Consider the following 22,755-nt stretch of genomic DNA (forward strand, 5'->3'; position numbering starts at 1 on the left):
ATAAAACTTTAAAGATTAAACTTGGCAAATATTGCTTCGTCGGAAACGATAGACTCCTTAATCTCTTTTTTCCTAGCTCTTAGGGCAATAGGCAACCTTAATAAGGCCATAAAAATTATTATGAAGTATCCGGGGTGTCTAAGTGCCCTTGTTATAATTGCAATAACGTGGTTTTGTATCATTTTATTACTTTGTATATTTTTCCAGAGCATTAATAACTGATTACGTTCTTTTACTCTGGCTACATACTTTTTTGGAAACTTTGAAATTGTTGACTCATGCTTATGAACCACTTTTCCGTTAGGTTCCCAAACGTTTAGATATCCTCTTTTCCATGCCCTGTAACAAAGATCGATATCTTCCCAATAGAATGGGGATAACAGTTTTTCGTCCATTCCACCCAATTCCTTCCAAATACTTTTTCTAAAAACACCGCTTCCACCGCTAACATAGAAGCTTATATGAGACTCCTTTGTTTCCTTTGTCATCCCCAGCTGAATATATCCTTCAGAAAAGTAACCCCTGGCGCCCCCATATCCTTCTTCGTGTGTAGAAACAGCAAAAACCTTTAGATTTTCAAAATGCGGTAACACTGGCTCTAAAAAATTTGGTTCTGGAATAACGTCTGTGTTTATTAAAAGTATCAAATCTCCCTTACTCGCTCGGACACCAGTATTTACAGCAGCCGAGAAACCCCTGTTCTTAGTATGCTTTATTAGCTTAACCTTATCCCCATATTCTTTATTTAAGAAAACAACACTGTCGTCCCAACTACCGTCGTCAACCACTATTACCTCTAAAATGTGATTATTAGGATTATCTACTGCTTTAAAAAGTGCTGGAAAGTTTTTCTCCATTATCGTCTTACCGTTAATATTTGGCATTACCACTGATACTGTTAATTTTTTCATAGTTATTTTCTAACCTTTACTAAGTGTAACATTCCTAAGTTAAATTTTTTATCAAGTTCCACTTTAAATCCAGCCTTTTTACATAAAACCGGCAAATAGTTATCTCTATAGGTTTGTATGTGTGTCTCTTTCCAAACCCAACCTCTGGGATAAAAATTAAGCCATAGCCACCAAACAACCTTAAACAAATCATTGTCAGAAGGAACCAAGAACATTGCATAACCTCCTTTTTTAAGAACTCTTTTAACATCTTGCAAAACTTTTAAAGGATCTTCAACGTGCTCTAAGACTTCCATTATAAATACAGCATCAAAAGAATTGCTTTTAAACTTTAGGTTGTGAGCGTCTCCAACAATAAACTTTAATTTTTTATTTTTCTTCCAATGTTTTTTGGCCCAGTCAACTGAAGTCTTAACCACATCAATTGCAGTTAGTTTTTTTGCGTTTGTTGCCTTAAAAATTACATTTGTGAATACTCCATCTGCACAACCAATATCTAAAACATCATCTGCTTTTTCTGCATATTTTTTGATAGCTTCAAATCGTGTTGTGTGCCAGTATCTTTGAAGTAAATCTTTCTTCAATGACTGATGATACCAATTTGCAGGTACGTGTTCATGTAGTTCTAGTGCTTTACTTTTTTTCATAAAATTTCTTCTATATTTTTCTTAAAAACTTCTTTGCCAAAATTTTGACTACTAATTTTTGCGGACTTAGACAGTTTACTCAATAAACCTTTTTCATTGATTAGCTTTGTAGTTAAATCCAAAAGGTCTTGTTCATTGTGCCATAAATATCCATTTTTACCACTACTAACTATTTCCAAATGTCCACCATTTGAGGTAATAACTGGAACCACTCCAGCACTCATAGCTTCAACGACTGTCATCCCAAAGTGTTCTACTTTCTCAGGATTTTTGTTTTGATCTACACCAAAACCAGATGCTGACCAAAATATTTTTGCTTTTCCATAAAGAGCCTGTAGTTCTTTAAATTTTGGACTTTCAACTATCTCAATTGGATAGTTATCAACCATTAACTTCAGTTTGTATAACAATTCACTTGATCCAACCTCTACACCACCAGCTAACACCAATTTCCATGACTTATTTCCATAATCTTTAGAACTTTTAAAATCGTAAAGCTTTTTAAAAGTATTAACTAAAACGTCCTGCCCTTTTGACTGCAATAAACTTGAGAACCTACCCACATAAAGAATGATATTTTCTTTTCTCTTGGGATTAAACAATCTTGTCTCAATTGGTGGATATAAAACAATTGAATCAACACCGTATTCTTTATCTATTACGCTTTTTGTAAACCTTGAGTTACAGATAACATCATTAATTCTAAAAAGTTTCATTTTATTTAAGAGAGACGATCCGTTTACATTTTTAAACGGAACCTGGAAATGAAGTATATTTTTTCTGGCATTTAAAGTTGGGATACTACCATCACTAACCCAAAAACAAATATCATAGTCTTTACCTTTTTTAATATCTTCAACAACTTTTATATTTTGAGGAACCTTGACGCCAAAACGATTGGATATTTTTTTAAGAATTTCACCATTTTTCCACTCAATGTCAACGTTGTAACCTATTTCAGACAGCACTCTGCAAAATTCAATAGTGTATCTCTCACCACCACCTAGGGTGTCTAGATATGGATTATAAATTGCAGCCTTCATTTTATTTTTTTTAAAATTTATTTTTGTGCTATTTGCATTTCCCATAATTTTGAATACGATATTAGCCTACTATATATTTGGTAAATTCCATATACAACGCCCTCCCTACCATCAAGAAATGCTTTTTGTTTTACAAACCTTAATATAAATTCCCGAAATCCAGCAGTAAAAAACCTGAGCATATTCATTTTTGGGTGATTATCATCAAACATAAGCTTAGCTTCAATCTCTGACCATTTATTTGTTTTTTCAATCATCTGAGAAACCGTCATATTCTTGTGGTGAACAATGCAATTTTTTAAATACCCTAATCTTCCTATATATTTTGGCTGTTCATGAAGATCTCCTGCCCACTCAATTAAGTTTTCTTTTTTAAATAGTCTTATCTGATAATCTGGATATTGCCCACTGTGTTTAAACTCTTTGGAAAAAATAATATTTTGTCTAGGAATAGCATAACATTTAACTTTTTGAGTGTTTTCAATTAATTGTAGGATTTCCTTTTTTAATTCGTTTGTTACCTCTTCGTCACTATCTAAATATAGTATCCATTCTCCTTTTGCTTTTCTTAATCCTTCATTTCTCCAGTCACTAAAACCTTTTTCTTTCCCCTCGATTAAAACTGTTTCACCACACCAAGAAACTGATTTCTTTGCTTTTTCGAAAAGCATCTTGTCATAATTACCTCCATAGACAATAACGGCTGAAATATGAGGTTTTAATATATCTTTCTTGTTATGATTCATAACCTACGAAGTATTTTTAACCAAATTCTTCTAAATATATTCTTACTACTTCTAATTTTTGATTCATCCAGCCACCATTCGATTTCTTTAAATGACTTAAAAAATTCCTTACCAACATCTCCAAGTGGAACTTTGACTTTCTTAAATTTCTGTTTTTGCCATAACTTAGAATATACAACTACTTCGGAAAACGCTTGCAATAGTGATAGTGCCAAACCATGTAAACCATCCCTATATCCAGATTCTGCAAAAAACCTTCTTAAAAACTCTGATAGGGGTTTTGAAATTAACATAGACCAAACAAATTCAACATTTTTTCTGTTTAATTCCCTTGACTGAACTGTTGTATATCTATTCATTCGAGAAATATAGTCTTCGACTGAAGAATAAGCTTTGTGCTTAATTGCTAAGCCCTCCTTTGCAGTTAAGTCAAAACCCCTACCTGTTGTAACAGGAACAGAATGTATTAACTGATTCCAAGAAACGTGACCTTTCTTAAAAAACCTAATATTGTAGTCTGGCCACCAGCCTGTGTGTTTAATCCATTTGCCAAAGATAATATTTTTTCGGGGAACTCTGTAGTAATCTGCTTTTGGATCCCTTAACTCTTTTTTGATAAAAGACTTTAACTCTTCAGTTAGCTCCTCGTCAGCATCTAGAATAACAATCCAATCGTATTTGGTCTTTGATATTGCAAAGTTTCTGGCAGGCTCAACAAAACTAATCCTTTTATGTTTAAAAACCCTAGCTCTATATTTTTTTGCAATTTCACGCGTTTGGTCAGATGACATCATATCAACAACAACAATCTCATTTGCAAAACTTTTAAGAGAAGCCAAACACCTGCCTATTTTTTTCTGGTCATTTAAGGTATTAATTACAACTGATATTTTTGGCATATAGGCATATTATACCAGTTTAGCGTGAATAAATAACAACAATTTCGTTTTCATAGATTTTAGTCAAATTTAAGTCTGAAGGACCAATCTTCATCAGTTCCCCACTTAAGGGTGTCATTTCTTTGACCAAATATAAATATTTAATATTGTTGTCTTCAAGAAAACTTCTGGCAAATTCCAAATCTAAACTTGTAAAAAAATTAAATACATTATCTCTTCTCTCTTTCCACTCATAACCCATGATATTTAAGTTAACTTCGTCTTCTATGTAAACATTTTTATGAGCGTATGCAGACACATAGGCGGTTGAGTCATATGTATAAAGCGGACGAGGTGGATTCTTGAGGGCCTCTATTGCTTTATATTTGTCATAGGGATATGTCAAAACTACAGCGTTGGACTGCTGTTTCAGAAATGATAATGCCTCTAGTTCTGACTTTGTAACCATAGATTGAGGTTTGGGTGGCAGATAATGTTGTAACGTAGCCCAGGAACCAAAAATAGAAAATGTAATAAATAGTGCTTTTATGACCAATCCAGATCTACTAATCACAATACCTGCAAAAAGAGAAAAGATAAATAAATAGTAGTAGAAAAACTGAATAGTGTTCCATGGAGTACCAACCTGAACAAAGAACATAGGTATTAACAATCCCACTCCAGAAATAGTAACCAGTATTATTAAAGTACTATCAATTTTTAATTTCTTTTGCAAGAAATACCAAAATCCGATAACCCTAAGGCCCATATTTCCAACAATGAAGATTAAAAAGGCAGTTGCGTAAGCCAGCGTGGCCTTCAACCAGATATTACCCATTTTGTATGTAGTCATGGCTGAATAAAACCTTTCCCAACCCACCCTATCAGAATAAATCATCATTGTTTCCAAGAACCAAAAGGGGTACCACGTAAATACAGATACACTATCATTCTTAACCATAAAAAATAATATTATGTTAATAAGTAGTGAGCCACAAAAAACCTTCATAATATGGAATTTATGATTTATTACTAATGAATATGCTCCAGAAACAAACAAACCACCAAGAACTAAGATTGCAGCATATGCCTTTATTTGGATAAGTAGACCAAAAAAGACCATAGAGAGTAAAATATGGTAATTTTTGCGTGTTTGTTCATACTTCTGAAGAAAGATTAAACCAAGTAGAATAAAAATCAAAGATAAAGCAAGGGGTGGATTAACTAGAGTAGATAGAGATTGTTGGGACCAAAACATTGATTCTCCAGTTATTTCTCCATTGCGTAAAAAGGTCAGCAAGAAACCTAAACCACTTCCAAAATATACAAAGGCAGTCGACCAAAAAGCCTCACTCTTAGATTTTCTCCAAAGAAAGATAAATTTATAGGTCAATAAACCAATTAAAAAAGCCATAATTGGGGGAATAATTTGAAAATAAAGAGTGTTAACCGGTACTTTTATTATTTGATTAACTAAGGCAAGTAATAAATCAAAACCAATATGGTAATTCTTAAGTGGCTCTCCGGAAAATACTGGGTTATTAAGACTACCGCGCGCGAGACTTTCTGAGAGAGCTATGTGCCATACACCATCATGTCCATTTGGACCCCAAAAACCGATACCATAGCCATACAGCCATCCACTTCTAATCATGGTCAAAGACCATAGACTGGTTCCGATAATAATAAGTATTATTTTTGACCCCATGCTTCAATTTCACCTGTATATGCTCGAAATGAGTAATCTTGAATACCTAACTTTTTTGAAAGCGTGACCATCATCTCAAAAAAATATGGAGAATAATATTTCAACCTGCTGAAAACATACTCCAAGCTTAAAACGTGATAAGTCTTTCTGGTCTCAATATTTTTGAATCCCGCCATTTCTAAAGCTAATCTTAACGATCCTTGTGTAAAATACATGATATGTTCACCAGGTTTATAGTGATACCACATGGATTTTAATAATTTGTGCCACAACCCTCCAATATCAGGAGTTACTAAAAATATGAGTCCATCTTTTTTTAAATATTTATACGCAATTTTTAACTCCTTAATGGGGTTGCTCACATGTTCAATCACATCTTGGTAGGTAATAATATCAAAATTGTTCCTTGGGTAACCAGAGTCTTCTAGCACAGTGTTTTTTATGTTAGTAACTCCCCTTTTTTTAGCCTGACTCACTGCAAACTCTGATACTTCCACACCATACGAGTCTTTCCATCCCAGATGTGTTGCGACTTCAAGACAATCACCCAGCGCAGCGCCTACATCTAATAACCTTCCTTTAAATTTCAGCTTTTTTTCTATTTTCTTCAATCTATCAATAAAAGTTCTTTTATTTATTCTCATCCCTTCAAAATAATTTGTATAACCACCTTTTGGATTATCGTTTTGAAAGTAGGATTTATCATATTGAAGCAAAACATCCACTTGGTGATTTGAGTCCCAAACAAACTCACATTCTTTACATCTCGACAACTTATAACCATGCATTGCCCAATATTTGGTATTTCTTTTACTTTTGCAGATCGGACATTTATTAGTTAGTTTTGCCATTTTGAATCCATCTATTACAAAACTCGTCGCTGGTCATCTTTTCTATATGATAGTCAGAAATCAAATGGGACCGTCGATATACCGCCAACTCACTTTGATTACATAGTCTATCATTAAAAATCTTAAAAGTGACACCCGAATCACTCTGGTTTTGTAATACCAAGTATTTTTCATTTTCAATAACACAATCTAGTTTGGAATCTAAGAATACTACTCCAACCCGCCCTAACTCACTACAATCATCAGTTATCAGAACTTTTCCAATTTCATACCTACTTTTTTCTTTGCTCAAGTTGTTCATCGAAATATCAAAATAATCGCGGTTATAAAATATCAATTCATTAAATATAGAATACGGTGAAGTTGTTAAGACAGTAATCTCTTGATCTTTAACCATATCAACATAACTTGATATTAATCTGCCTTCTACAAAATTATTTGAATGCTGCCTTATGGGATATCTAAAAAAGTAAAAGATTAGAAAAACCACAAATAATGCAAGATAGGTAAAAAGTATAGTAAGCAATCCCAGAGTAAAGTATTTTTTAGGCAAAACTAGAATGGATTCGTATATACCTAGTGCAATTAAAATAATAAAAGACGGTACTAATAAGAAGGATCTGTAAAAATATGAATCACCGTTCAAACTCAGGGCAGATGGTACTGGCGCCAGTACGAAAAAAAGTGCCAACGGCCATACTACATAACCATATTTCCTTAAAGAGTATATTCCAACAACTATAAATAACAAATCAAGCAAATAGATTAATCCGTGATCTTCAAATGTATACAACCCTCTTAGATCTCCCTTCCAAAAAAGAATATCTGAGCTTATATAACCGATATAGTTTTCCGTGAATTTCAATCCAGTAAATGTATATTTATTTATTATTATCTCTTTATATGGAAAATCTATAGAGTTTTTCCTGTACTCATTTACTTTAGACATCAAATGATCGGGGTTTAAAAATATAAGTTCCTTATGGCTTCTTTGGTTGAATGTGGTGTTCTGACCTCCGTAAAGTGGAATAAAATAGACAACTGTAGTCAAAACAAAAATTACCAAATAAACAAGGTAGAGATACATATTTTTTCTTTTGTTATATACATAATGAAAAATAAGCAATATGGGAACAAGAATCAATAAAATAGGTTTTGAACCAAAGTAAGAGTAAAAACCGGCGATGAAGAAAGGTAATGAGTAGAATATTTTTTTGTTTCTAAACTTGGTCAAGATATAGGAACCGAGCATTATCATTAGAAGTGCGAAAGGAGCTTCTGTCGGCAACCTAGAATAAGTAAACAGCCAAGGGTTGATAAGACCAACAAACAAGGTAATATAAAAAACTAATATATCCTTTTTTTGCGTTAACTCGTACAACCAAAAACTAATAAACAGGATTGTCAAAAGATTAATCAAAACGAATATCAACCTCGACTCAGTTAGATTACCATTAATAACTTTATATATAGGCGATAAAATAAGTGAGGGAAAACCAGCTATGCCTGCTTTTGTATCATTTGAGAATATTGACTTATACCAAGCAGTCCCAGACGAATCAACAGAATAGTTGGCAATGGTTTTGGAACTCAATGCAACTTCAAACTGATCTGCATCCATCCCAACTGGAAAACTATTAAGCCAGATAAATCTGATACCAATTAAAAGTATTAGACTAATTCCGATTAAATATTTGTTTAAAGCTTTTTTTAGCATCTTCTATTAAAGACAATCCCATCATTGCCGTCATTGATGAAATATAAACCATCGCACCAATAAGCGTCAAAACAATCATTGAATTAACACTTACATCCAAGAAGTTTCTAGTAACTAGTAGTACTGCTCCCATTACAATAGTTCCTATTAGTGGTTTAATCATTGAGTTGGTTATGGAAAAATTTACTTTTTGTTTTGCAACATAAATTGCAACAACTGATGAAACCCCAACTAAGGAGTATCCAATTGATACGCCAACTACCCCAAATTTTATAGCCAATGGTGGAATAAAGATCCAAGTAAGTACGGTCCACATAATCATTAGATAAAAAGTGTACTTAATTTTACCAATAGCATTTAACAAGTTGGTTAGTTGAGTAGTAGCTGCAGCAAATGCAAAATTTATAGCTATGAAAACGATTGGTACCAATGCAGGAACCCACTGCTCGTACCTAGGTACAACCCTAACCAATAAAGGTGCCAATATTACTATTCCCATTAAACTTGGGAAAACAAAAAGACAAATGAAAAATATTGACCTTGTAACACTTCTTTCTAAGTTATCTCTGTCATCTTGTAATCTAGAAAAGGCAGGGAACATAACTTTAGTAACTGTATCCATAAAGAAAGTTAGAGGCAACCTAGTTATCTTTTGAGCAAATGAAAGTACTCCAACCCCAGCAGGTCCAATGATACCCCCTAAGACAATTACTAGCCCGTCATCCTTTAACGTCGCCAAAAAAGTATTTACTTGATATGGAATTCCAAACTTAAAGAGACCTTTTAATGTATCCAGTGAAAATGCAATGCCAATTTTCCATGGTTGCAAATAATATAGTGTAATTAATCCAACAAAGCCTCTAACAACAACTGCAACACTAAAACTAAACAAGCCATAACCCTTCATGGCCATTACCACCAAAATAACGTTATATACAATCTGCTCTAAAATTTGAGGAAAAACCAACTTGGTAAATTCCAACTTTCTTTCCAACAAAACAGATGGGATACTTTTAAAAGAAGATAAAATTAAAGAAAAACTTAAGGCATAAAGAAGAATTTTTCCATCATAGGTTAGTGAATACTTTTCAACAAAGTAAGGTGTTAGAAAAATAACAATACCTATTAGGGTGAACACCAACACTTGTTGCACAAAGAATGTGGTTCTCAAATCAACATCTGTAGGTTTATCTTTTTTTTGAATTAACGCCGCAGCCAGACCAATATCAGAAAAGTAAACCAAAAAATTAACAATTGCGGAAACTATTGCAAAAACACCAAACTCATACGTTCCAAGATATGCAAAAAGTAAAAACTGAGCCACTAAGGCAACTATTTGAAGTAAAAAGGTTCTGCCAGTTAAAACTACAATACCACGCACTGACTTTTGTTTAATTGTATCTATTCCAATTTCTTCCTCCACAGGTTAAATTGTATCACTTTACAATCTCAAAAAAGAGAAGTTCTTCCTGAGGGCCATATTTTGCATACTGATCAGAATCTGTTAACCTTAGACCTTTTGGATATTTTGCAATAAATTTGTAGCCAAGTTCCTCATAATCTGCTCTAAACCTTGATTTGTTAACAACTAAATAAGTTTTGTTCCCCGCTTCAACTGCTTCTTTCAAACTTTTGGGGGTCTCAGTAATTATCACACCCACCCCAATGACAACAATGTTTGGATGATCATTAACATATATCTGCAAACCGTCAGGAAGAGTTCCGAAATATCCTTCTGTACCTACTATGATTTGCTGATTATCAATTAATGACGATTCATTTTTTAAATATTCTGAAATTTCTTTAATTCCCTGTCCAGCAGTCCATTCTTCAAGATAACCTGATCTCTCACCTCTGGACAGATTGGCTTTTTCAGGGTTTGTTAACAAATAAAAATTAAAGATTGAACTTTGCACAAGAAAAACAGTTATTAACCCGTAACCGATATAACGTAACCACTTTTGATCAGTAACTACCACTAGCCCCGCAAGAATAAAAAGATATGGAATTGTAAAATAAATATATCTTGCGGTAAAAGCAAGTGCCAGCTCTGACTGAATAAAAATAGGAACAAGCAACCACCCCAAAAGTAAAATTGTTGTTTTGAAGTTCTGCTTGAATCCCAAATATGCACCAATTAAAACAACAGGGATAATGGCGGACGGACCAAAACTTGAAAGCCAGACTGCAACATCTTTTAAATGTGGTATTAAGGGGTCAAAAAAGTTAATAAAGATATGATTTAAAGGCCTGACATAATCCCCTGTGCGAGAACTTAACATGTCAAAGTTTGGTCCTAGTCTCTGGACGTTGTACATTGCAAATGCTATTACATAGGTTGCTCCTAGCTTCCAAATACCTCTAAGGCCAGTAAGCCACCAAAATGAAGGCAATAAAAGTCCAACAAAAATGGCTGGTGATTTTGTCAAAAATGCAAAACCCAACATAAAACCTGTCAACATTGCAAGGTCCCATCGTTTGTGTTTTGCTGTTAAGTATCCAAAAACAGCAGTCCAAATACCAAACATTGAGAGCATCGAATCAACTAAAGCCATCCTGTCAAAAAAGACGGAAAAGGGTGAGACGGTATATAAAAGAGTAGCAACCACAGCAGTCTTTTTATTTTTAAACAACAAATAAGATAAAGTAAAAACTCCTAAAATAGTGCCCATACCTGTACCAACTGATATAAGTCTTCCCACAAACAATGGATCACTAAAGTATTTAATTAAAAACATTAGAACCCACATAAAAAGAGGTTGCTTACCATCAGACAATGGTAAAAAACGAAGAGTTGGTTCGATAGCCATAACCTGTGACCACCTAACATATATTGCTTCGTCTACAAAGACTGGAAGTATTGTTAAATTGTAAAGTCTAATACCAAGCCCAATACCAGAAATTACAAATAATATGAATATTGTCCATCCCCACTCTTTAAATATTTTATTGAGGTTCATCTTTAGAATAATAATATCATATCCCCGACCATAATAGACCTATTCCATCGTATGAATGGGTACCAACTATACCTTCAAAGCCCTGAGGGATAGCTACAGAAAATATTCTCGTTTCACCTATTTTGGGTGGGACATCTGCTTTTATTTGATAGTAGTCGAATATGTATTCAAAACCAAACCTATCACCTCTCTTAGAATTTATAGATATTCCATAACCTTCTGTACCTCCTATTTCAACTATCTTTTGAGCAATATTTTCTTTAGCCTTTAAGTTCCAAGAAACGTATCTTGAATCAATTTGCTTAAAATTAAAATAAACAGAAATAATAATTATTAAAAAAACAATCATTTTGTAACTGATCAACCTCTTCAAAAATAGAGCAAGTAATAATATAAGGGAGGGAACAGACATTAATAGATAATACTCAGAAAATTTCCCCTGTTGTAGATAAAACAGAATAGCTGGCAATAAAGCTGTTGTTAGTAACAACAATGACAAATTTTTTAATTTTTTGTCTCTTAATAAACTGAAAGCATTGACCAAGACCAATGCGAATAAACCTTTTGTGAATATTGTATCTAAAAGATTAGTATTCTTTGGATAAATAAGAGATGTAGCACTAGAATTTAAAACATTAATTACCTTATTAAGGCTTATAAAATAATCAACACTATCACCTCTAAACACTTCAAAAAGCTTTTTTAAATTTATAAAATTGTGACTTAAATCAAAAACTAAGTTGGGTAAAAAGCCAACAAATAATATTGCCACAGTAGCAATAGATGTCATAACTTTTGGTTTTACGGGTCTTACAAGGAGAAAGTAAACAAGCAAAGAAACAAAACTTAGGATTACTCCAAAATGGGACTGAAACGCTAGAACCAAACCAACAGCCAAAATCAAATATCCTACTTGTTTTTTAATAGAAATGTATCCACCAGCAAGAATCAACATCTGTGCTGTATAAAACAATGAAGGTGCCCAAGGTTGCTGATCCCAAAATATTAGTTTACTAGAAATTGCAGCTAGAAATAGAACTAAGTAGGCTACTTTTAAATCTATAAAATATTTAGTAAATAAAAATAATGTAATCAAAAATAGAAGACCCAAAACAGCTGACAAGTAGGCACCTGCAACTGGTGCACCACTAAATAAAAAACTAAAAAATGCCCAAAGGTAAATAAAACCTGGACCTATTGAAAAACTGCCGATTGAAGTAACAGGGCCCAATAGAGGTAAATCACCTTTTAATAACTCGGTTGCCCTAGTAGCCAACCACTCTTGGTCTGCGTCAAAGTGAGTTCTCTGGTGAAGATTGTTAAACCTTAAAAATAAGGCCAATAGTAAAACTAAAACTACAAATATTTTTTTGAAATTTAAATACCTTTTCATTAATATTTATACTTTATATCTACCGTAAATTGCATTAATTCTAACCTTAACAAGATCCCTAAACCCTTCCCAAGAATCTTTAATTGGATTTACTTTTGTCCCCTCTTTGTGATGCCAGACAACTGGAACTTCTGCAACTTTTAGTTTTAATTTTCTTGCAACATATAGAATTTCTAAATCAAACCCAGCTGAAACAGATGCCCCCGACTGGGCTTGTTTTTGATTGAAAACTTTAAGTCTTTTAAAAATCTTGTTAGATGCTGACATTGTAAAGGCCTTAAAACCACATTGAGTATCTTTATAAGGAAGCTGCAATATTATATTTCTAAGAATTGAAAACCCATAGGCCATGGTTTTCCTAATTAGAGGTGCTCCTTCCCTACCTGCTCTTGAACCAATAACAATGTCGTAACCCTGTTTAAACTTTGGTAATACTTTTTCTAACTGATCTATGGGTGTGGCCTGATCCATATCATCAAATATTATTATTTCCCCCTTTGCCTGAAGCATTCCTGCAATCACAGTTCCACCCTTCCCCCTGTGAGGCTCTCTTAAAACTCTCACATTTTTACGATTAACAGCAAATTTTTCAGCCAATTCACCCGTTTTATCTGTGGATCCATCATCAACGACTAATATCTCCCAAGTATATTTCTGGCCACCTAAATAGTCACATATACCCGAAAGAGCACCCGTTCTTATATTATTCTCTTCGTTATAAGACGGTATTACTACACTTAAAAATGGTCTTCTCATTTTTCTATTCTATATCTTTTTTGTACTACAATTCCACCGAATCTTTCATCATCAACCACCATACCAATACCCTCTTGTCTGTCTAGCCATGCCTCAAGCCTCTCAGGGTGTGGTGGGTCAACTTCATAAACAGTATAAAGTAAACTTGTTTGTTCTGGAAATTGATCTAAGTTTTGCCATTTAAACAAGTAGTCATATGCGTGTGGTATTACTGGTGGTACATAGACATCAACGTTAAAATCTGCATCGGAGTCATTCTTAATCCACTCAACCATATCCAACTGGTTCTTGAAAGCTATTATTTCAGGATCATTTAATGGTTTCTTATAATATTCAAAACTGTTGTAATTTTGAATTGAAAAAATAATCAAAAAAGATATTCCTACTAACCTACCCCAATTTGACTGCCAAAGGGAATCAAGAACCACAGCGAACATCAGAATAAAAACTAAATAGTAAGCAGTAAAATAATAATCATAAAAACCTCCTAAATTACTAACAAAAAATAACGTTCCTACAAATGGGGCTAAAAATGTAATAAACAAAATTTGAAACTTTTTGTTTTTCCAAAGTACCTTGAAATTTTTAAATAGTAAATATACAAATAAAACAAGAAAGGGTAAAAAAAACAGATCACCATCAACCCAAAACTTTGATGCAAAAAGGTCATAGTATTTTGAAAACCTGGCAGTTAATGTCTGTATAAAATCAATCGTAAAGGTCTTTTCATTAAATACAAAGTTATAAAAAGCTTTTATCATTACGCCTTTATGTCTTACTTCAAATAATATTTGTGGTAAAAAGGTAAAAACAAAAACAAACACTGAGAGTGTTATAATTTTTAAGCTTGGAATTAACTTTTTGTTTAGAAATAAAATCAAAAGCAATGCGGGGATCAAATAAAGCTCAGTAGCAGCTCCAAAGTTTAAACCCATACCGATGACAAATGAGGCCAGAGGCAAAGACCACCATCTTTTTTCAAGGAACTTTATCATTGAAAAAACAAATACCACACCCGTCAGCATTGTGGGAGTAGGATTTGAAAGCCACCTAGATGCCCCAATTATATAACTAGAAAAACTTGCAATTAATAATGCAAACAAACCCACTCTTTTATTAGATATATTTTTTGCAACTAAGTATAAAATAAGTAAAGCCAAAACTGATATGAATATCAAAAAATAATTTGCATACAATGGATTACCGTTAGAAAAATAGTAAGCGGGGGTAATTAAATAATAATACCAAGGACCTCTAAAGATACCGGTATTCCCCATCATTGGGCCTATTAAAAATAATTTACCATTATGAATTAAGTCCCAAATAACCAAAGCATCGCGACCTTGGTCATACCAAAAACCTAAAAGTTCAGGAAGTCTATATATTCGTACCAAAAAGGCTGTAATCAAAATTACGAAAATTAATATGTTCCAAGGAGTAAACAACTTCTTGCCACATAGCAAGAAGTTATGCTTAATTTTTGTTAAGAATTTCTTCTCAAGATTTATTGGCATATTTACGACATACAGTCAAAACTTTTTCCAAGGCCTCGTTAAATGGAGCTTCTACTTTGGCGCCTGACGCATATATATGACCACCGCCACCTAACTCTGTAGCAATTGCCGAGGTATCAAAACCGGTTCTCGACCTAAAACTTATAGCTAAAACATCTTTTTCTTGTTCTAAGGCAACAAATCCAAATTCAGTCCCCTCAACAACCTGACAAAACATACTAGCGACAGACTCTTTAGCCATGGTCAGTTTATTATATTTCTGATAAACTTGGTGAGGTAATGCCGTCCAAACAAATTTATGCTCTTTATCGATTTGAACACTAGATAAGGCTTCTCCGTAAAACTTGATTAACTCAAAAGAGTCGCTTCTATATAAATTATGAATAGCTTTGTCTTTATCACCCCCCAGTTTCATTAAAGTGCTTACAGTATTAAAGGTCCTCTCATTCGCACCAGGGTATCTGAATGCCCCAGTATCTCCAACTATTCCTGCCATCAGTGAATCTGCAATTTCCTTGTTTAAAACAATATTCCAATCCTCAAAAACTAAATAAAGCAACTCTCCCACCGAGGTAACTTTTTGATCTATTAGGTTAATCTCGCCATACTTATTGTTAGTATGATGATGATCGATAACTATAGTCCTAATATCTTTAGGTATAAAATTTTTTAAACCAGTCACCATATCCCAATTTGAAGAATCCAAGGTAATGAACAACTCAAAACTTGAGAAGTCAAACTCATTGAAGTTGACACCTTTCTTGATTGTGTCAAAACCTGAAAGATAGCTAACATTTTGATACAGCTCGTCGCTCGGGCAGATGACCTCAACTTCTTTACCCATAGCCAAAAGCACACCTTTCATTGCCAAGGCACTACCAATTGAGTCGGGGTCTGGTGAACGATGACAGTTTAGAAGTATTCTTTTGACCCTTTTAATTTCCTCTAATATTAACTGTGATTCATTATAATTTGTTGTTTTCATAAAATTTATGATTTCTCTAATTTATTGTTTTTTACTGTGTACCAGTTTGTATATTATAACACCGTCCACTTCCCAAACACTTTCAACTTTGCTCCAACCAAAGTTGGCAACTTCTGCCTTAGGTGAATGAGTTGGGTCACATTTTTCTTTTGGTTTTTCACAGACAACAAAAAGTTGATCTTTTATTGATTCTTCTATCTGGGCGTCAATTTTGACAACTTTATCGCTTTCTTTTTCTAAAAAGTAACGGTATCCATCTTCGTAATTACTATCTGCAATCACAGCAAGGTTAAATTCAGCTGTCTTTGACTCATCTATTATTTTTGTAGCAACATTTTGTGCCCTTGCCATTTGTCTGTTTGGCTCTTTAAGAATTGGTGTTTCAGATATGTTCCAAATAACCAAAAATCCTAACAATAAATATATTAGACCAACACCAATTTTACTTAAGTTCTCAAGAATCCCATCAATAAAGCCTGCGAAGAACAAAAAAATCGCAGGAAATAGAAAACCAAAATAGTGATCATAGATAGGTTGTTTATATATTCCAAAACCTATAAACCCAAAAAATAACCAGACAGTTAAAAACAAGAATCCTTCTGCTTCGTTCTTGTGTAATTTTTTACGACTTAACACAAATAAAATTGATGGTATGGAGACAATTGTCAAAATAAGATTACCCAAATTTTTATTTCCAACTCCAAGTAAAGATGTTGAAATGTTTTCAGCAATTTCTGGAATTCTAGGTAAAGCACTCCATGGTTTTGCAGAGACAGTAGTTTCTCTTTCTGTTACGAATTTTACTAAGGAGTTTGTATTTAACCAATTGTGACGAATGTCAAAAGCCAAAAGTGGTGACATTAAAAACAAAAATGTTATTAAGCCAAAAATACTCATTCTCATAAAACTTGCTACTTCCCCAGTCCAGTTCCCTGCCAAGTTAAACCTTAAAACTTTCCATACCCAAAATAATAAAATTACAGGTGCCAAAAGCAAACCTAAATAGTGAGACTGCAAACAAAATGCAAATGAAATACCAAGAACTACTAGCCAACTATACAATCCTTTTTTCCAAAACTTCCAGACTGAATAGACTGTTAGTAGGGCAAAGAAGGGCATTATGTTCGGATTCCACGATGAATGAGAGAAAATTATAACAGTCGGGCTAACTGCAAAAAGAAGTGATGCAATTAAACCAGCTTTTTTACTGAACCACTCACAGCCCACAAAATATACAAACCATATCGTAAACACACCCAACAAAGCCACAAATACAGCAGGACCCACAGGGGAGAAATTGGCTAAAGCCAAGGGAATTGCAATCAAATAATAATATAGAGGACCCAAATACATATTCCCAACCGAGGTGCCAGGACCTATCAAAAATAAATCCTTATGAACAAGTAAATTTCTGACAACTATCGAATCCCTACCCTCATCCCCTAAAAAGGTCATATATTGGTCAATTTTATAGAGTCTCAAGAAAGCTCCCACCAATAAAATTAAAATAATCAGCCAATTAGTTTTTATAAAATTAATAAATTTATAATTCATAAGTTTTAAGTTCATATGTTTGATGTCTATAAAGTTTATTTGAGTTTGCGCCACAATCTAAATAAATCCACAAAGCTTTTTACAATTACCTTCAAATCTCTACCAGTTCCTTTTCCTTGTGTTCTTGGATAATGTGTCACTGGGATCTCAACTATTTTAAAGCCTGCTTTTTTTGCTTTAATCAAAAATTCTGAAGAAATAAATGCACCCCTCTCGCTTTCCAAACGTGGAATTTTTTTGATCACCTCACTTTTAATCAACTTAAAGCCGCAATCAATATCTTTTACATATAATCCAAAAAGTAACATTACTGAAATCTCCCACATTTTGGAAGTAATTATTTTAAACTTACTTACCCTGCGTTTTTTATAATAACCAATCACAAGGTCTGCGTTTGTTTCTTTCTGCTTTTTTATAAAATTATCAATTTCGGAAAGGTCAAATTGTCCATCTGAATCTGTAAATGCAATCCAGTCATATTTTGCGTTATAAAACCCAGATTGTAAACTTGCTCCATAGCCTTTATTTTGTTTGTGGGTAATGACTTTTATTTTAGGATTTTTATTTCTTAATTGACTTGCAATCTGACCTGTTCTATCCGTAGAGCCATCATTAACCACAATTATCTCCCAACTTTTAAACCTTTTATTTAAGACATCAACAGCCTTATTCACAGTACCCTTGATATTTCCTTCTTCATTATATGTTGGAAAAAAGACAGAAAGAGAATCCATATATTGGTAAGTCTAACACATCCGAGCTTAGATGTGATATTATCAAATTATGAGAAAGCTATCTAAATTCATACCTATTATCTTGTTTGCAATTGTTCCAACTCTTTTGATTTGGTTGCCTTTTTTTTTCAGATTGGAAAAATTTTGGAACATCCCACTACCAAACCAAGGTATGGCAACTATTGTTGCTAATTATGACGGACCGTTATACATTGTAGCTGCCAAAACACTATATGACCCCGAGTTGATTAGCGCCAATTATCAATTCCCCCTTACTAATGAATACTACTCAGCACACTTTCCCCTGTTTCCACTATTAATCAAAGCTTTTGGCTATATCTTAGGTCATCCATATTCAATGTTGGCTACAACAATATTAACAACTATCCTAGCTCTTTTCTTCTTTTATAAACATGCAAGAAAATATTTAGACAAAAACAATGCACTCTGGCTGACGTTTGTGTTTTCAGTTTTTCCTGCAAGATGGTTAATAGTCAGATCGGTAGGTTCTCCTGAACCTTTTTTTATTGCAGCAATCCTTGCCTCAACATACTATTTTGATAAACAAAAATATTGGCTTGCAGGACTTTGGGGAATGCTAGCACAGATAACCAAGTCCCCTGCAATACTACTTTTTGGAGCATATATTCTCCAAATTGTTATTTCTCAGATACACAATCTAGATAAAATAAAAATTAAAAAATACATACCACTTCTCTTAATGCCTTTTGGAGTATTGTTAGTCTTTTCACTATATAAATATGCATATGGAGATTTCCTTACTTATTTTAAATCTGGAGATAATATGCACTTGTTTTTCCCACCTTTTCAAATTTTTAACTATTCAGACGTATGGGTAGGTACTTTTTGGCTTGAAGAGATAATATTTGTATATTTATTTGGAGTATTAGGAATTTATAAACTCTTTCAAGAAAAGCTATCAACATATTTCTATTTCTCACTAATCTTTTTTATACCACTCTTATTTGTGGCACATAGGGATTTGTTAAGATATTCTTTACCTCTAGTACCATTCTTGTTGTTAGGTTATAAGGATTTTATAATAAAAACAGAATTTAAAATTGCAATGGCAGTTTTGATAATCCCAATTTATCTTTATTCACTAACCTTCATATCTCAAAACGCCATGCCAATATCTAACTGGGCTCCATTCCTTTAATTACCTTCTAACAAAAATAAAGCCTGTGGGTTTTACACATATTCAAAGACTAATAATATACAAATGGAAATAGCTAGACATTGGAGGCTAAAACAACAAAGATATAATCTGGTAGGAGAAGTGTGCCCACATTGTGATCACAAAATGTTTCCTCCTAGAGATATATGTAACAACTGCGGAGACGAGGCAAAAGATCTTTTTACGTTTAGCGGTAAAGGGGAAGTCTATTCACATACTACTGTTTATGAAGCCCCAAGTGGTTATGAAGGGCAAGTTCCATACACAGTGGCACTTGTAAAACTTGATGAAGGCCCAATGCTTACAGCCCAATTAACCGATGTTGACCAAAACGACATTGAAATTGGAATGCCTGTTGAGATGGTTACCAGAAAGATGAAAGATGACGGTGATGAAAGAGGTTTAATTGTATATGGCTATAAATTTAGGCCCGTTTTACAAACGGATTCTTCCAAGTTTTCCAGATGAATAAGTTATAGACTGTGTAGTTGTATATCAAAACAAAGATAAGGGCAAATAGTAGCGAAGCAAGCCTGATAATTGATGTGTCTCCAAATAGGTATGTTCCCAAAGAAACAATTAATGGTTGAAATATAACTGCAAAAATTGAGGTTAAGTTAAATTTGCCAAATTGAACCAAAATATCTCTAAATCTTTTGATTTCTTTATCTTTAAAGGTCCATATATTATTGAATGTAAAGTTGGAGATTATTGCTAATTCTGTGGCAAGTAACGTAGACCAGTATGTACTAAGTCCAAACATTTTAAGTAATTCCAGACCCAAGTAATTAACAATAAACCCTGTCCCACCAACTATGCCAAATTTAATAAATCTCATTTTGTCTTTTATACCTAAAATAATTGCAACTTTAAATGTTGCTATCATTTCTTTTGGATTAAATTTTGATTTCTCCATTGTTCTGGGGGCAAATTCTAAAGGTACCTCAACGGTTTTCTTTGATAGCTTGACTGACTGATATAACAAGTCAACTTTATATGCAAATCGGTCTAGCTCCATTAAGTTTTCTAAGTCAATCTGATCTAGAACACCTTTAACTTTTGTAAGCCTGAAACCAGTAGTCAAATCGTGTAGTGATGGTTTTAACAAGACAAGTCTAATAAAAAGGTTTCCTAAATATGAAACGGCCTTTCTTGATAGTTGCCATTCTTTTGGTACTGAACCCCCTTTAATGTATCTACTGCCAATACAATATTCAGATCCAGCTAAGTAACTGTCGACCATCGGTTTGACAAATCTTGGTGGATGTTGAAAATCTCCATCCATCTCCATGACCGCATCAGCTTTTAAATTATTAATTGCATACTTAAAGCCTGTTACATAAGCCCAACCTAAACCTTTGTTTTGTTGTTGGATAATCTCTAAATTTTTGTATTTTCTGGCAAAGTCCTTGACCACACCTTCTGTGCCGTCGTTTGAATGATTATCAACAATCAATAGGTGCATTTCAGCCTCAATTTTTGGAAAATGAACTTCGAAAAGCTCATCAATCATTTTTTTAACGTTATGAACCTCATTCCAAACGGGTATAACAACTGCAACTTTTAACATACTTAAATGATACAATATCATTATGCAAATTGATATAATCACACTTTTTCCGACAATGTTTGAAAGACCAATGAATGAGTCAATTATGTGGAGAGCACAAGACAAGGACTTTTTAAAATTAAATGTTGTAGATATGCGTGAGTTTGGAATAGATGAAAGAAGAACAGTTGATGATAAGCCGTATGGGGGAGGAGCTGGTATGATAATTCGTGTTGACGTTGTAGACAATGCCCTAAAGTCACTCGGTGTAAAAAAGGGCGACCCAAATACAAGAATAGTAGTACTAGATGCTGGTGGAGAAAAATTTAATCAATCTAGGGCATACGAATACTCAAAACTTGAAAAACTTGTACTAATTTGTGGTAGATACGAAGGAATTGACCACAGGGTTCATGAAAATTTAGTTGATGAAGTTGTGTCTATTGGAAATTATGTTTTAACGGGAGGTGAAATCCCAGCAATGGTTATAGCCGATGCAGTTACAAGACTTATTCCAAACGTGATTAAACCAGAATCTCTAGCTGAAGAATCACACTCTGGTTTCGATTCTGAATATCCTCAATATACTCGCCCTGAAGATTATAATGGTTTAAAAGTCCCAGAAATATTACTTACAGGAAACCATGGTGAAATTGAAAAGTGGAGAAAAAGTAATCAATAGGAAGACAAAAATACTACCCTTACATATCTCACTATCTTAAATAAGTTAATCCCTAAAACTACGAAATAATTAAACAGAAGTGGATATTTATTCCACAAATTTTTTCTGTAAAACAATTCCATTGATGCAACCCCTGCAAGTCTAATTTTTCTTCTTTGGGCATCAGTTAACTTGTGTCTCCATTTTTTAACCTTACCCTTAGTAACACCTTTTAAGTGGGTAATATATACGTCTGGATAATAAACTAACTTATATCCTGTTTTGTGAATTTGATAACAAAGATCAACGTCTTCCCCATCAAAAAAGTATCTTTCATCAAACCAACCAACTTTATCCAAAAGTTTTTTGTAAGTTAAGAAAAATGCACCCTGAATTGCTTCAACCTCATGTGTTGCCGTATCTGGAATATAGTCATAGTAATAATCATGGCTTCTACCCAAAACTAATTTATTAAAAGATACCCAGGGGGTAGGAAACTTCCTCCTGACATCTTTATCCATACTGCCATCCTGCAGAATTAGTTTGCAAGTGACTGCTCCCACCTTTGGGTGTTCTTCAAGATATCTTACGGTTCTTGCAAAAACATCTTTGTGAACTAACGTATCAGGATTTAAAAACAAAACCATTTCCCCATTAACATATGGTTTTGCCCTATTGTTACCTTTTGAGAAACCTTCGTTTGGTCCTTCTATATATTTAACCCAAGGAAAATTCTTCTTTATCATTTCTGGACTGCCATCATTTGAGGAGTTGTCAGAAACAATAACCTCCATTGGGACTTCGCCCATGTTTTCTTTAACAGATTTCAAACAATCTGATAAAAGTTCCTTTGTGTTGTAGTTTAGAATAATTATAGACAACTTTGGTTTGTGTGATTTCATAAGTTATATTGTTTCAGTTTTTATGTTATTTTTCAAGAGCCTAGGTAT

At 33.5% G+C, this 22,755-nt stretch carries 21 protein-coding genes; 3 read left to right on the forward strand and 18 right to left on the reverse strand.

Features of this window, described 5'->3' with window-relative positions; all coding sequences use genetic code 11:
* Window positions 1-8: 8 nt before the first annotated feature.
* From QY322_01750 to QY322_01825, 16 genes are read right to left on the reverse strand one after another with little or no spacing between them, the layout of a single operon-like run.
* Window positions 9-911 carry a glycosyltransferase family 2 protein gene (locus QY322_01750; GenBank protein ID WKZ26015.1) on the reverse strand — a complete coding sequence of 301 codons (903 nt, stop codon included), beginning with the start codon at window positions 909-911 and terminating at the stop codon, window positions 9-11.
* Window positions 912-913: 2 nt separating this feature from the next.
* The gene (locus tag QY322_01755; protein ID WKZ26016.1) at window positions 914-1,558 is read right to left on the reverse strand and encodes a methyltransferase domain-containing protein; all 645 of its coding nucleotides are present in this window, start codon (window positions 1,556-1,558) and stop codon (window positions 914-916) included.
* A complete protein-coding gene (locus tag QY322_01760; GenBank protein WKZ26017.1) occupies window positions 1,555-2,601 on the reverse strand; it encodes a glycosyltransferase family 4 protein in 1,047 nt (348 codons plus the stop codon). The genes QY322_01755 and QY322_01760 overlap by 4 nt, the downstream gene beginning before the upstream one ends.
* A gap of 17 nt (window positions 2,602-2,618) precedes the next feature.
* The gene (locus tag QY322_01765; protein ID WKZ26018.1) at window positions 2,619-3,347 is read right to left on the reverse strand and encodes a glycosyltransferase family 2 protein; all 729 of its coding nucleotides are present in this window, start codon (window positions 3,345-3,347) and stop codon (window positions 2,619-2,621) included.
* Window positions 3,344-4,246 (reverse strand): glycosyltransferase family 2 protein, encoded by a 903-nt coding sequence (locus QY322_01770; protein WKZ26019.1) that lies wholly within the window; start codon window positions 4,244-4,246, stop codon window positions 3,344-3,346. Before QY322_01770 ends, QY322_01765 begins: the two co-directional genes overlap by 4 nt.
* 19 nt (window positions 4,247-4,265) lie before the next feature.
* On the reverse strand, window positions 4,266-5,933 hold the full coding sequence (locus QY322_01775) for a hypothetical protein (protein WKZ26020.1): 1,668 nt from the start codon (window positions 5,931-5,933) through the stop codon (window positions 4,266-4,268).
* The gene (locus QY322_01780) at window positions 5,918-6,784 is read right to left on the reverse strand and encodes a class I SAM-dependent methyltransferase (GenBank protein ID WKZ26021.1); all 867 of its coding nucleotides are present in this window, start codon (window positions 6,782-6,784) and stop codon (window positions 5,918-5,920) included. The genes QY322_01775 and QY322_01780 overlap by 16 nt, the downstream gene beginning before the upstream one ends.
* Window positions 6,768-8,501: a hypothetical protein gene (locus QY322_01785; GenBank protein WKZ26022.1), complete on the reverse strand. Its 1,734-nt coding sequence runs from the start codon at window positions 8,499-8,501 to the stop codon at window positions 6,768-6,770. The genes QY322_01780 and QY322_01785 overlap by 17 nt, the downstream gene beginning before the upstream one ends.
* Window positions 8,461-9,924 (reverse strand): oligosaccharide flippase family protein, encoded by a 1,464-nt coding sequence (locus QY322_01790; GenBank protein WKZ26023.1) that lies wholly within the window; start codon window positions 9,922-9,924, stop codon window positions 8,461-8,463. Before QY322_01790 ends, QY322_01785 begins: the two co-directional genes overlap by 41 nt.
* Before the next feature lie 13 nt (window positions 9,925-9,937).
* On the reverse strand, window positions 9,938-11,461 hold the full coding sequence (locus QY322_01795; GenBank protein WKZ26024.1) for a glycosyltransferase family 39 protein: 1,524 nt from the start codon (window positions 11,459-11,461) through the stop codon (window positions 9,938-9,940).
* A gap of 16 nt (window positions 11,462-11,477) precedes the next feature.
* Window positions 11,478-12,854, reverse strand: a complete 1,377-nt coding sequence (locus QY322_01800) for a hypothetical protein (GenBank protein WKZ26025.1) — start codon at window positions 12,852-12,854, stop codon at window positions 11,478-11,480.
* Window positions 12,855-12,860: 6 nt separating this feature from the next.
* Entirely contained in the window at window positions 12,861-13,610 is a 750-nt protein-coding gene (locus QY322_01805) for a glycosyltransferase family 2 protein (protein WKZ26026.1), read from the reverse strand.
* Entirely contained in the window at window positions 13,607-15,124 is a 1,518-nt protein-coding gene (locus tag QY322_01810) for a glycosyltransferase family 39 protein (protein WKZ26027.1), read from the reverse strand. The genes QY322_01805 and QY322_01810 overlap by 4 nt, the downstream gene beginning before the upstream one ends.
* Window positions 15,108-16,109, reverse strand: a complete 1,002-nt coding sequence (locus QY322_01815) for a bifunctional oligoribonuclease/PAP phosphatase NrnA (protein ID WKZ26028.1) — start codon at window positions 16,107-16,109, stop codon at window positions 15,108-15,110. The genes QY322_01810 and QY322_01815 overlap by 17 nt, the downstream gene beginning before the upstream one ends.
* A 21-nt stretch (window positions 16,110-16,130) precedes the next feature.
* Window positions 16,131-17,678: a glycosyltransferase family 39 protein gene (locus QY322_01820; GenBank protein ID WKZ26029.1), complete on the reverse strand. Its 1,548-nt coding sequence runs from the start codon at window positions 17,676-17,678 to the stop codon at window positions 16,131-16,133.
* Between the two features lie 20 nt (window positions 17,679-17,698).
* Window positions 17,699-18,397: a glycosyltransferase family 2 protein gene (locus QY322_01825; GenBank protein ID WKZ26030.1), complete on the reverse strand. Its 699-nt coding sequence runs from the start codon at window positions 18,395-18,397 to the stop codon at window positions 17,699-17,701.
* Window positions 18,398-18,446: 49 nt separating this feature from the next.
* Between QY322_01825 and QY322_01830 the strand changes: the two genes are divergently transcribed.
* Window positions 18,447-19,577 carry a hypothetical protein gene (locus QY322_01830; protein WKZ26031.1) on the forward strand — a complete coding sequence of 377 codons (1,131 nt, stop codon included), beginning with the start codon at window positions 18,447-18,449 and terminating at the stop codon, window positions 19,575-19,577.
* 63 nt (window positions 19,578-19,640) lie between these two features.
* Window positions 19,641-20,063 carry a Zn-ribbon domain-containing OB-fold protein gene (locus tag QY322_01835; GenBank protein WKZ26032.1) on the forward strand — a complete coding sequence of 141 codons (423 nt, stop codon included), beginning with the start codon at window positions 19,641-19,643 and terminating at the stop codon, window positions 20,061-20,063.
* Here the strand turns inward: QY322_01835 and QY322_01840 are convergent.
* Window positions 20,020-21,165 (reverse strand): glycosyltransferase, encoded by a 1,146-nt coding sequence (locus QY322_01840; GenBank protein ID WKZ26033.1) that lies wholly within the window; start codon window positions 21,163-21,165, stop codon window positions 20,020-20,022. The two genes, QY322_01835 and QY322_01840, sit on opposite strands and share 44 nt — an antisense overlap.
* A gap of 22 nt (window positions 21,166-21,187) precedes the next feature.
* On the opposite strand from QY322_01840, the gene trmD reads away from it, so the two are divergent.
* A complete protein-coding gene (gene trmD, locus QY322_01845; protein ID WKZ26034.1) occupies window positions 21,188-21,826 on the forward strand; it encodes a tRNA (guanosine(37)-N1)-methyltransferase TrmD in 639 nt (212 codons plus the stop codon).
* Here the strand turns inward: trmD and QY322_01850 are convergent.
* The gene (locus tag QY322_01850; GenBank protein ID WKZ26035.1) at window positions 21,820-22,707 is read right to left on the reverse strand and encodes a glycosyltransferase family 2 protein; all 888 of its coding nucleotides are present in this window, start codon (window positions 22,705-22,707) and stop codon (window positions 21,820-21,822) included. The two genes, trmD and QY322_01850, sit on opposite strands and share 7 nt — an antisense overlap.
* Window positions 22,708-22,755 lie beyond the last annotated feature (48 nt).

This window comes from bacterium (assembly GCA_030583725.1).
Taxonomy (GTDB): Bacteria; Patescibacteriota; Microgenomatia; order UBA8517; family UBA8517; genus JAUYMM01.

Coding starts and splice junctions, on each gene's coding strand:
- QY322_01750 (WKZ26015.1), bottom strand. CDS start 911: ATGAAAAAATTAACAGTATCAGTGGTAATGCCAAATATTAACGGTAAG.
- QY322_01755 (WKZ26016.1), bottom strand. CDS start 1,558: ATGAAAAAAAGTAAAGCACTAGAACTACATGAACACGTACCTGCAAAT.
- QY322_01760 (WKZ26017.1), bottom strand. CDS start 2,601: ATGAAGGCTGCAATTTATAATCCATATCTAGACACCCTAGGTGGTGGT.
- QY322_01765 (WKZ26018.1), bottom strand. CDS start 3,347: ATGAATCATAACAAGAAAGATATATTAAAACCTCATATTTCAGCCGTT.
- QY322_01770 (WKZ26019.1), bottom strand. CDS start 4,246: ATGCCAAAAATATCAGTTGTAATTAATACCTTAAATGACCAGAAAAAA.
- QY322_01775 (WKZ26020.1), bottom strand. CDS start 5,933: ATGGGGTCAAAAATAATACTTATTATTATCGGAACCAGTCTATGGTCT.
- QY322_01780 (WKZ26021.1), bottom strand. CDS start 6,784: ATGGCAAAACTAACTAATAAATGTCCGATCTGCAAAAGTAAAAGAAAT.
- QY322_01785 (WKZ26022.1), bottom strand. CDS start 8,501: ATGCTAAAAAAAGCTTTAAACAAATATTTAATCGGAATTAGTCTAATA.
- QY322_01795 (WKZ26024.1), bottom strand. CDS start 11,461: ATGAACCTCAATAAAATATTTAAAGAGTGGGGATGGACAATATTCATA.
- QY322_01800 (WKZ26025.1), bottom strand. CDS start 12,854: ATGAAAAGGTATTTAAATTTCAAAAAAATATTTGTAGTTTTAGTTTTA.
- QY322_01805 (WKZ26026.1), bottom strand. CDS start 13,610: ATGAGAAGACCATTTTTAAGTGTAGTAATACCGTCTTATAACGAAGAG.
- QY322_01810 (WKZ26027.1), bottom strand. CDS start 15,124: ATGCCAATAAATCTTGAGAAGAAATTCTTAACAAAAATTAAGCATAAC.
- QY322_01815 (WKZ26028.1), bottom strand. CDS start 16,109: ATGAAAACAACAAATTATAATGAATCACAGTTAATATTAGAGGAAATT.
- QY322_01820 (WKZ26029.1), bottom strand. CDS start 17,678: ATGAACTTAAAACTTATGAATTATAAATTTATTAATTTTATAAAAACT.
- QY322_01825 (WKZ26030.1), bottom strand. CDS start 18,397: ATGGATTCTCTTTCTGTCTTTTTTCCAACATATAATGAAGAAGGAAAT.
- QY322_01830 (WKZ26031.1), top strand. CDS start 18,447: ATGAGAAAGCTATCTAAATTCATACCTATTATCTTGTTTGCAATTGTT.
- QY322_01835 (WKZ26032.1), top strand. CDS start 19,641: ATGGAAATAGCTAGACATTGGAGGCTAAAACAACAAAGATATAATCTG.
- QY322_01840 (WKZ26033.1), bottom strand. CDS start 21,165: ATGTTAAAAGTTGCAGTTGTTATACCCGTTTGGAATGAGGTTCATAAC.
- trmD (WKZ26034.1), top strand. CDS start 21,188: ATGCAAATTGATATAATCACACTTTTTCCGACAATGTTTGAAAGACCA.
- QY322_01850 (WKZ26035.1), bottom strand. CDS start 22,707: ATGAAATCACACAAACCAAAGTTGTCTATAATTATTCTAAACTACAAC.